This is a genomic window from Pseudomonas sp. SZ57, assembly GCF_009495975.1.
GTDB lineage: Bacteria > Pseudomonadota > Gammaproteobacteria > Pseudomonadales > Pseudomonadaceae > Aquipseudomonas > Aquipseudomonas syringae.
In genome coordinates this window covers 150103-159429 of record NZ_WIBD01000008.1, presented here as the reverse complement: position 1 = coordinate 159429, position 9327 = coordinate 150103, and the positions used below count along the sequence as shown (strand labels likewise).

Here is a 9327-nt window from a genome sequence, read left to right as displayed (position 1 = left end):
TCTGGTGTTCTGCCGTCTGCTGGTCCTATCTGGCCCGGTGCGGCTAGCCTGGCGTCCTGCCAGGCTACCCCCGGATCAGCGCCAGGACTCAGCCGTCACTGACGTCGCTATCTGCGTCGTCTGTGCCATCGTGGTTGAAAAGCACTGCGGTGGCAGTGGTCGCGGGCAAGGCATGAAACTGTTTTGACTCTCGTGCCGACGCTCCGCATGGTGACGGTAGCCCACGGGCCTTGCTCAATCAAAGCGTACGCGCAGGATCCACGGTAATGGGCGCTGCCGGTTTGCTCTGCTCTTTGAGCAGGTCGCGAATCTCGCCCAGCAGGATTTCCTGCTTGGAGGGCGTTGGCGGCAGGGTAGGGGCTTTGGCTTCTTCGCGTTTCAGGCGGTTGATGGCCTTGACGCCCATGAAGATCGCGAACGCGACGATGATGAAGTCGAGGACGGTCTGGATGAACTTGCCGTACGCCAGCAGTACCGCAGGTGCAGTCCCTTGCGCGGGGCGCAGGGTGACGGCCAGGTCGCTGAAGTCCACGCCACCAATCAGCAGGCCCAGCGGCGGCATGATGACATCGCCGACGAACGAGGAAACGATCTTGCCGAATGCCGCGCCGATGATAATACCGACGGCCATATCAACTACGTTGCCTTTGACCGCGAATGCCTTGAATTCCTTAAGCACGCTCATGGGGTAATTCCTTGTAGCAGATAAATTTGATCCGGATGAGTGTAGCCCAGACGTACTGTTGCCGCCCGTGCCACATTCAATCGACCGGAGTCGTCCATGTAAGTTTTATCCGGTTTTCAAAAGCAGTCGTCGCCCAGCGACTGGCAGGTGTTGCAACCTGCGTTATCATGGGCGTTTTCTAACGACTGGGGTTGTCATGGCCAAGGCCAAACGCTTGTACGGCTGCACCGAGTGCGGCGCGACATTTCCCAAGTGGGCGGGCCAGTGCAGCGAATGCGGTGCCTGGAACACACTGGTCGAAACCATGATTGAAAGCGGTGCCGCCGCGCCGCCCACCGGGCGTACCGGCTGGACCGGTTCGCAGGCGCAGATCAGGACCCTGGCGGAGGTCAGCGTCGAAGAAATCCCGCGCTTCTCCACCAACTCCACCGAGCTGGACAGGGTACTCGGCGGCGGTCTGGTTGACGGTTCGGTGGTGCTGATTGGCGGCGACCCCGGCATCGGCAAGTCCACGATCCTCTTGCAGACGCTGTGCAACATCGCCCAGCGCATGCCTGCGCTGTATGTCACCGGTGAGGAATCCCAGCAGCAGGTTGCCATGCGTGCCCGGCGCCTGGGTCTGCCGCAGGACAAGCTGCGGGTCATGACCGAAACCTGCATCGAGACCATCATTGCCACTGCCAAGGTCGAGAAGCCCAAGGTGATGGTGATCGATTCGATCCAGACGATTTTCACCGAACAGCTGCAGTCGGCCCCTGGCGGCGTGTCGCAGGTTCGTGAAAGCGCCGCCTTGCTGGTGCGTTACGCCAAGCAGAGCGGCACGGCGATCTTCCTGGTCGGCCACGTCACCAAGGAAGGCGCCCTGGCCGGTCCGCGTGTGCTTGAGCACATGGTCGACACCGTGCTGTATTTCGAGGGCGAGTCGGACGGTCGCCTGCGCCTGTTACGAGCGGTGAAGAACCGCTTTGGCGCGGTCAATGAGCTGGGCGTGTTCGGCATGACCGACAAGGGCCTGAAAGAAGTCTCCAACCCGTCGGCGATCTTTCTCACTCGTGCGCAGGAAGAAGTGCCGGGCAGTGTGGTCATGGCCACCTGGGAAGGCACGCGGCCGATGCTGGTGGAAGTGCAGGCGCTGGTGGACGACAGTCACATGTCCAACCCGCGCCGCGTAACGCTGGGACTGGATCAGAATCGTCTGGCGATGCTGCTGGCAGTCCTGCACCGTCACGGTGGCATTCCTACTCACGATCAGGACGTGTTCCTCAACGTGGTAGGCGGCGTGAAAGTGCTGGAAACCGCCTCCGACCTGGCCTTGATGGCTGCGGTCATGTCCAGCCTGCGCAATCGTCCGCTGCCGCATGACTTGCTGGTGTTCGGTGAGGTGGGGCTTTCCGGTGAAGTCAGGCCGGTGCCCAGCGGCCAGGAGCGCCTCAAGGAGGCCGCCAAGCACGGCTTCAAGCGCGCCATCGTGCCCAAGGGCAATGCGCCGAAGGAAGCGCCGCCCGGCTTGCAGATCATTGCCGTTACGCGACTTGAACAGGCCCTCGATGCGCTGTTCGAGTAACCTCGCCCTGAGGATTATTCCTGCAGTTCGATCAAGGCTGCCAGTTCCCGATCCAGTTCCTCGGGGTCTCCGAGGTTCAATTCGACCAGCCGCCTAAGGTGGCTGATTGACTCCAGCCCAATGTGCCGGCAAACGAATCCCAGTTGCCGGTTGTTGTCATGGGTGATTTCGACATCCATTTTCACATGGGCATCGTTGCTCAGAATGATGTCGACTTCAAAGGGCTGCGTCTGATCACCGTTCCACGGATCAGGCCGGTCGATCAGCAACCCTTTGAGAGAAAGGTCGACCAGTTTCACTTTCCAGCTTTTGTCGCCTTGCTTCAGATCGGTCTTGGCATCAAAGGCAATACGTTTGAAACGACGGCGATCTGCAGGTGAGTCGGTCATCGAATGAACTCTCTTGTTGACCGCCACCGGAGTCAGCGCGCAGGTCGTTATCTGATCTATTCTGTTGTCCATGCACGATAGACCGGAAAGCAATTGCAGAACAGTTCCGCATCGCGGTTTTGTGATCGGAACGCCATCTGTCGAGGCCATTCCAGCCCTCTATGCCGGGTATCTGCCGCAATTGATCAAATTTCGACCTAGACCTTGGTTGGGGGTGGTCTTTCGCTGATCCGGCGCTAAACTCGCATGGCTTGCCTTCTAGTCAACTCTGCTGGAATAAAAAAATGAAAAATAATAATAGTCTGATGCGCCATGTTCCCTGGCTCATCGTCGCAATTGTCGGGGCATGTGCCCTTGGGGTCGTGGCCTTGCGTCGCGGAGAGGCGATCAACGCGTTGTGGATAGTGGTCGCTGCGGTAGCTATCTATCTGGTTGCCTATCGTTACTACAGTCTTTTCATCGCCACTCACGTCATGCAGATCGATCCGCTGCGTGCGACACCGGCGGTGGTCAACAACGACGGTCTGGACTATGTGCCGACCAACAAACACATCCTCTTCGGTCACCACTTTGCAGCCATTGCTGGAGCAGGCCCGCTGGTCGGCCCGGTACTGGCAGCGCAAATGGGCTATCTGCCCGGTACGCTCTGGCTGATTGCCGGCGTGGTGCTGGCCGGTGCGGTGCAGGACTTCATGATCCTGTTCCTTTCCACGCGCCGTGACGGACGCTCGCTGGGCGACATGGTCCGCGAGGAAATGGGCCGTATTCCCGGCACCATTGCACTGTTCGGCTGTTTCCTGATCATGATCATCATCCTCGCGGTGCTGGCGCTGATCGTGGTCAAGGCCCTGGCCGAGAGCCCGTGGGGCATGTTTACGGTCATGGCGACGATCCCGATCGCGATGTTCATGGGCATTTATATGCGCTACATCCGTCCGGGGCGCATTGGTGAAATCTCCATCGTCGGTGTCATTCTGCTGCTCGGTTCGATCTGGGTCGGCGGCATGGTAGCGGCGGATCCGACCTGGGGGCCGATGTTCACGTTCACCGGCGTGCAGATCACCTGGATGCTGGTCGGTTACGGTTTTGTAGCGGCCATGCTGCCGGTCTGGCTGCTGCTCGCGCCCCGTGACTATCTGTCGACCTTCCTGAAAATCGGCACCATTCTGGCACTCGCGATCGGTATCCTGATTCTGGCGCCCGAGCTGAAAATGCCGGCCCTGACTCAGTTCACTAACGGCACAGGCCCGGTCTGGAAGGGCGCACTGTTCCCGTTCCTGTTCATCACCATCGCTTGCGGTGCGGTGTCGGGTTTCCACGCGCTGATCTCGTCGGGCACCACGCCCAAGCTGCTGGATAACGAGAAGAACGCCCGTTACATCGGTTACGGCGGCATGCTGATGGAGTCCTTCGTGGCCATCATGGCGATGGTTGCCGCTTCGGTGATCGAGCCAGGTGTGTACTTCGCCATGAACAGCCCGGCTGCGGTGGTCGGCAGTGACGTGGTGACCGTTGCGCAGACCGTGTCCAGCTGGGGCTTTGCCATCACGCCTGAGCAACTGACCGCTGTCGCGAAAGACATCGGTGAAAACACTGTGCTGGCCCGTGCCGGTGGTGCTCCGACGCTGGCCGTCGGTATCGCGCAGATCCTTCATCAGGTGCTGCCGGGTGAAAACACCATGGCGTTCTGGTACCACTTTGCGATTCTGTTCGAGGCGCTGTTCATCCTGACCGCAGTCGACGCCGGTACACGTGCCGGACGCTTCATGCTGCAGGACTTGCTGGGCAGCTTCGTTCCGGCCCTCAAACGCACAGAATCCTGGACGGCCAACGCCATCGGTACCGGCGGTTGCGTGGCGCTGTGGGGCTATCTGCTCTATCAGGGCGTGATCGACCCGCTGGGCGGCATCAATACCCTGTGGCCGCTGTTCGGTATCTCCAACCAGATGCTCGCCGGTATCGCCCTGATGCTGGCCAGCGTGGTGCTGATCAAGATGAAGCGCCAGCGCTATGTCTGGGTGACCATGCTGCCTGCCACCTGGCTGCTGATCTGCACCGTGACCGCTGGTTTGATCAAGCTGTTCGACGCCAACCCTGCGGTAGGTTTCCTGGCCCTGGCCAAGAAATACAGCGCGGCGGCCGATGCCGGTCAGATTCTGGCCCCGGCCAAGACCATGGATCAGATGCAGCACGTTATCTTCAACGCTTACACCAACGCCGGGCTGACCATATTGTTCCTGTTCGTGGTGGTCAGCATCCTGTTCTACGCCATTAAAGTCGGCCGTGCGGCCTGGAGCACCAAGGAGCGCACCGACAAGGAAGCTCCGTTCCAGGCCATGCCGCCAGCGTCACAGGTGTGATGATGGATACCCACAGAGGATTTGCCCATGTTCAATGACCTGAGTCGCCTCGGCAAATACCTCGGTCAGGCCGCGCGCCTGATGGTGGGCATGCCGGACTACGACACCTATGTCGAACACATGCAGAACACTCACCCGGACAAGCCGGTGATGACCTACGAGCAGTTCTTTCGGGAGCGGCAAGAGGCCCGTTACGGCGGCAAGGCCGGTCCGAAGTGCTGTTGATCCGCTGATCTGCGTTATGGTTTGATCCGACGCGCCGCAGGCCATCACCTGTGGCGCGTTTTCATTTCAGCTGAATGCCTCACGCCAGGAGCCTTATGACTGAGTTGCAACCCATCCCCGTGACCGTGCTGACCGGCTTTCTGGGCGCCGGCAAGACCACCTTGCTGCGCCACCTGCTCAAGGCCGAACACGGCCTGAAAATCGCCGTGATCGAAAACGAATTCAGTGATGCAGGCATCGACAGCCAGCTGCTCGGCACCGACCCCGTACAGATCATGACCCTGTCCAACGGTTGCGTGTGCTGCACCATCCACACTGACCTGACCAAGGCGCTCTACCTGTTGCTGGAGCGTCTGGACAGCGGCGAGATCGCTTTCGACCGACTGGTGATCGAATGCACCGGGCTGGCCGATCCCGCGCCGGTCGCACAGACCTTTTTCATCGATGAAGAACTGCGCGAGCGTTACATCCTCGACGGCATCATTACCCTGATCGACGCCGCGCACGCCGATACCCACCTGGCGCAAACCATCGCTCAGGCGCAGATCGGTTTTGCCGACCGGTTGCTGGTCAGCAAGCGTGATCTGGTCGACGACGCAGCCTTCGAAGCCCTCAGTGCACGCCTGACCCGCATCAACCGCCGTGCGCCGATCCGCATCGTCGAGCACGGCAAAATCGACCTCGCCGAACTGCTCGACGTGCGCGGCTTCAACCTCAATGCCGATCTGGGCGGCGGCATGATCCTGCGCCCGCTGGCCCCGGCCGGCAATTCCGCTGACCGCATCAGCAGCCTGGTCCTGCGCAGCGAAAAACCGCTGAACCTGGACCGCCTCAGCGAGTTCATGAACGAACTGCTCGAAGACCACGGCAAACAATTACTGCGTTACAAGGGCGTGCTCAACATCGAAGACGAACCGCGCAAGATGGTGTTTCAGGGCGTGCTCAAGCTGTACGGCTTTGACTGGGATACGGAGTGGGCCGAAGGCGAAAAGCGCGAGAGCGTTATTGTGTTCATTGCCGATGAGTTGCCGGAGGAGAAGATACGGGCGGGGTTCGAGAGGGTATGTGGGTGAGGGGACGAATAGCGGCTGAGCTTTTGCCCGTACCGTGAACCGCCCAACAAAAAGCCCCGGCTCTCACGAGTCGGGGCTTTTGGTACTGCGTTTAAACCAAACTCATCAAGCGCCGTAAACCGGCAGCTTGGCGCAGATGGCCTTGACCTTCTCACGAACCGCGTCGATCACGGCTTCGTTGTTCAGGTCAGCCAGGATGTCGCAGATCCAGCCGGCCAGTTCCTTGCACTCAGCTTCCTTGAAGCCGCGAGTGGTCACTGCCGGGGTGCCGAAGCGCAGGCCGGAGGTGACGAACGGGGAGCGTGGGTCGTTTGGAACGGAGTTCTTGTTGACGGTGATGAAGGCGCGACCCAGAGCGGCGTCGGCGTCTTTACCGGAGATGTCCTGTTTGATCAGCGACAGCAGGAACAGGTGGTTCTCGGTACCGCCGGACACGACGTCGAAGCCGCGCTCGATGAACACGCCGGCCATGGCCTTGGCGTTCTTCACCACTTGCTGCTGGTAGGTCTTGAACTCAGGCTGCAGCGCTTCCTTGAAGCACACGGCCTTGGCTGCGATGACGTGCTCCAGCGGGCCGCCCTGGGAGCCAGGGAATACCGCGGAGTTCAGCTTCTTCTCGATCTCGGCGTTGGCGCGCGCCAGGATCAGGCCGCCACGTGGACCGCGCAGGGTCTTGTGCGTGGTGGTGGTCACGACGTCGGCGAATGGCACCGGGTTCGGGTAGACGCCTGCGGCGACCAGACCGGCTACGTGAGCCATGTCGACGAACAGGTAGGCACCGACCTTGTCAGCGATTGCACGGAAGCGCGGGAAGTCGAGGATCTGCGAGTAGGCAGAAAAACCGGCGACGATCATTTTTGGCTTGTGCTCGACAGCCAGGCGCTCGACTTCGTCGTAATCGATCATGCCGTTGGCATCGATGCCGTACTGAACGGCGTTGTACAGTTTGCCCGAGGACGAAACGCTGGCGCCGTGGGTCAGGTGACCACCGTGAGCCAGGCTCATGCCCAGAATGGTGTCGCCGCCTTGCAGCAGGGCCAGGTAGACCGCCGAGTTGGCTTGCGAACCCGCATGTGGCTGAACGTTGGCGTAGTCAGCGCCGAACAGTTCCTTGGCGCGGTCGATGGCCAGTTGCTCGATAATGTCGACGTACTCGCAACCACCGTAGTAGCGCTTGCCTGGATAGCCTTCTGCGTACTTGTTGGTCAGGGCCGAGCCTTGAGCTTCCATGACGGCCGGACTGGTGTAGTTTTCCGAGGCAATCAGCTCGATGTGTTCTTCCTGACGCAGAGCTTCTTGCTCCATGGCGGCAAACAGATCGGCGTCGTACTTGGCGATAGTCAAATCACGGCTGAACATGGCAGTCCTCAAGGGGGCATGGCGGAAAAGGCGACTATTCTACCCCATCGGGTTTTATCTGGCATATGAAAGGCAGTCATCTTGAACAGTGAAGGGGTTCACGCAGCACAGTAAAATGCGCTGCATCCTCGGTTCTATGGGCTTCTGCAGGCAAGACCACGCCGGTGGCCTTGCCTGCGTCGCTGACAAAAATCCCTTTGCATCAACCCGTATAAGCGCTCAAAGGCGGCCTGCGTGCGGCCCACGGCTGGGCGCGCTCCAGTTGCCCGGCGAGGCTCAGCAAGGTCAGTTCGTCGCCAAACCGCGCGGCGAAGTGAGAGCCCAGCGGCAGCGAATCGGCTGTCCAGTAGAGGGGCACGGACATGGCCGGCTGGCCTGTCGCGTTGAAGATCGCCGTGTAGGGCGAGTAACTGTGCGAAAGCGCGATGAAGTCCTGTAGGGATCGGCTGTCGTCGTCGAAGGCCAGCTCTCCCAGGCGCGGCGGCGCGCGGTTGAGCGTCGGGGTGAGGACAATGTCGTACTCTTCGAAGAAACCGGCCATCGCCCGGCCCAGTGCATGCATCGATTCGACCGCAGAAATGTAGCGTGTTGCAGGCAGTTGCCCGCGTTCGCGCAGAATGACACGGGTGCGTGGCTCCAGTTCGTCCATAGAGACCGGGAAACCGCGCATTTTGCCCAACAGATCGAGGTAGCCCTGGGTGTGTGAGCCGATGATGTCGAACGTCGCGTCGAGGAATTCAGGCAGCTGGACCGGCAGCGTCGCCGGCACCACGTAATGGCCGAGCGTCTCCAGCAAGGCCGCAGTGTGCTGCAGTGCCGCCAGGGCTTCCGGTTTGGCGGGCCAGGGTGATATTGCCGAGATCAGGGCGATTTTCAGGCGCCTGGGATCGCGTCCTGCGGCGTGTGCAAACGGCGTCGCCGGCATGGGCGCTGCATAGGGAGCCCCCAGGTCACTCCCGGCAGTGGCGTCGAGCAGGGCGGCGCTGTCGCCTACCGACAGGGTAATCGCATGAGCCGTGCTCAGGCCTGCCCAGCCCTCGCCGACCATCGGGCCGGACGGCAGCAGGCCACGCGATGGCTTGAAGCCGAATACGCCACAGCAGGAGGCCGGTACGCGAAGCGAGCCGCCGCCATCGTTGCCATGGGCGAAGGGGATGGCGCGCGCCGCAACCAGCGCCGCTGCACCCCCGCTGGAACCGCCCGCGCTGTGCTGCAGATTCCAGGGATTGCGGGTCGCGCCGAAGCGTTGCGATTCGGTGCTGTAGGACACGCCGAATTCAGGCGCGGTGGTCGTGCCGATCAGTTGGCAGCCTGCCTGACGCAGGCGGCTGACGATTTCGCAGTCGATGTCTGAGCGAAACTCGCCCAGCGCATGCGAGCCACTGGTCATGCGAGCCCCGGTCATCGGCGTGAACATGTCTTTCACCAGCGTTGGTACGCCTGCCATGACGCCCTGTCTGACGCTGCTCCCGCTCGCCTGGCTGCGCGCCTGATCGTAAAGCCTTTCGCTGACGGCGTTCAGGCCGGGCTCGACCAGCTCGACCCGCTCAATAGCGGTTTCCAGCAGCTCGCCGGGGGTCACCTCGCCATTGCGTACCAGTGTTGCCAGGCCTCGGCCGTCCAGCGTATTGAATAATTCGTGCAGGTCTTTCATTGATCGTCTCCAGGATTG

Annotated in this window: 9 protein-coding genes; 5 read left to right on the top strand and 4 right to left on the bottom strand. The window is 60.9% G+C overall.

The window, feature by feature from the left end:
* A partial coding sequence (locus GE543_RS27260) for a hypothetical protein (RefSeq protein WP_218571923.1) occupies window positions 1-187 on the top strand: 187 nt, incomplete at its 5' end.
* 51 nt (window positions 188-238) lie between these two features.
* Here the strand turns inward: GE543_RS27260 and mscL are convergent.
* Window positions 239-685 (bottom strand): large-conductance mechanosensitive channel protein MscL, encoded by a 447-nt coding sequence (mscL, locus tag GE543_RS11770; protein ID WP_046236457.1) that lies wholly within the window; start codon window positions 683-685, stop codon window positions 239-241.
* Window positions 686-881: 196 nt separating this feature from the next.
* Between mscL and radA the strand changes: the two genes are divergently transcribed.
* Window positions 882-2249, top strand: coding sequence for a DNA repair protein RadA (radA, locus tag GE543_RS11765; RefSeq protein WP_002555235.1), 1368 nt, complete (start codon window positions 882-884; stop codon window positions 2247-2249).
* A 14-nt stretch (window positions 2250-2263) separates the two neighbouring features.
* On the opposite strand, the gene GE543_RS11760 is transcribed toward radA, so the two are convergent.
* Window positions 2264-2638: a PilZ domain-containing protein gene (locus GE543_RS11760; RefSeq protein ID WP_003419091.1), complete on the bottom strand. Its 375-nt coding sequence runs from the start codon at window positions 2636-2638 to the stop codon at window positions 2264-2266.
* A gap of 284 nt (window positions 2639-2922) precedes the next feature.
* Here GE543_RS11760 and GE543_RS11755 point away from each other — a divergent pair, with 284 nt between their 5' ends.
* From GE543_RS11755 to yjiA, 3 genes are all read left to right on the top strand, one after another.
* A complete protein-coding gene (locus GE543_RS11755) occupies window positions 2923-4998 on the top strand; it encodes a carbon starvation CstA family protein (protein WP_003419090.1) in 2076 nt (691 codons plus the stop codon).
* Window positions 4999-5025: 27 nt separating this feature from the next.
* Window positions 5026-5223 (top strand): YbdD/YjiX family protein, encoded by a 198-nt coding sequence (locus tag GE543_RS11750; protein ID WP_003313802.1) that lies wholly within the window; start codon window positions 5026-5028, stop codon window positions 5221-5223.
* A 95-nt stretch (window positions 5224-5318) separates the two neighbouring features.
* A complete protein-coding gene (gene yjiA / locus GE543_RS11745) occupies window positions 5319-6296 on the top strand; it encodes a GTPase (RefSeq protein ID WP_153221497.1) in 978 nt (325 codons plus the stop codon).
* Window positions 6297-6401: 105 nt separating this feature from the next.
* Here the strand turns inward: yjiA and glyA are convergent, their stop codons facing one another.
* Together glyA and GE543_RS11735 are read right to left on the bottom strand one after the other, a co-directional pair.
* Window positions 6402-7655 (bottom strand): serine hydroxymethyltransferase, encoded by a 1254-nt coding sequence (gene glyA / locus GE543_RS11740; protein ID WP_003419083.1) that lies wholly within the window; start codon window positions 7653-7655, stop codon window positions 6402-6404.
* 202 nt (window positions 7656-7857) lie between these two features.
* Complete coding sequence (locus GE543_RS11735) at window positions 7858-9309, bottom strand: amidase (RefSeq protein WP_153221496.1); 1452 nt, start codon at window positions 9307-9309, stop codon at window positions 7858-7860.
* Between the last annotated feature and the right edge of the window lie 18 nt (window positions 9310-9327).

What these genes read in the sequence shown, in the direction of transcription:
- mscL (WP_046236457.1), bottom strand. Translation starts at nt 685, where the DNA reads ATGAGCGTGCTTAAGGAATTCAAGGCATTCGCGGTCAAAGGCAACGTA.
- radA (WP_002555235.1), top strand. Translation starts at nt 882, where the DNA reads ATGGCCAAGGCCAAACGCTTGTACGGCTGCACCGAGTGCGGCGCGACA.
- GE543_RS11760 (WP_003419091.1), bottom strand. Translation starts at nt 2,638, where the DNA reads ATGACCGACTCACCTGCAGATCGCCGTCGTTTCAAACGTATTGCCTTT.
- GE543_RS11755 (WP_003419090.1), top strand. Translation starts at nt 2,923, where the DNA reads ATGAAAAATAATAATAGTCTGATGCGCCATGTTCCCTGGCTCATCGTC.
- GE543_RS11750 (WP_003313802.1), top strand. Translation starts at nt 5,026, where the DNA reads ATGTTCAATGACCTGAGTCGCCTCGGCAAATACCTCGGTCAGGCCGCG.
- yjiA (WP_153221497.1), top strand. Translation starts at nt 5,319, where the DNA reads ATGACTGAGTTGCAACCCATCCCCGTGACCGTGCTGACCGGCTTTCTG.
- glyA (WP_003419083.1), bottom strand. Translation starts at nt 7,655, where the DNA reads ATGTTCAGCCGTGATTTGACTATCGCCAAGTACGACGCCGATCTGTTT.
- GE543_RS11735 (WP_153221496.1), bottom strand. Translation starts at nt 9,309, where the DNA reads ATGAAAGACCTGCACGAATTATTCAATACGCTGGACGGCCGAGGCCTG.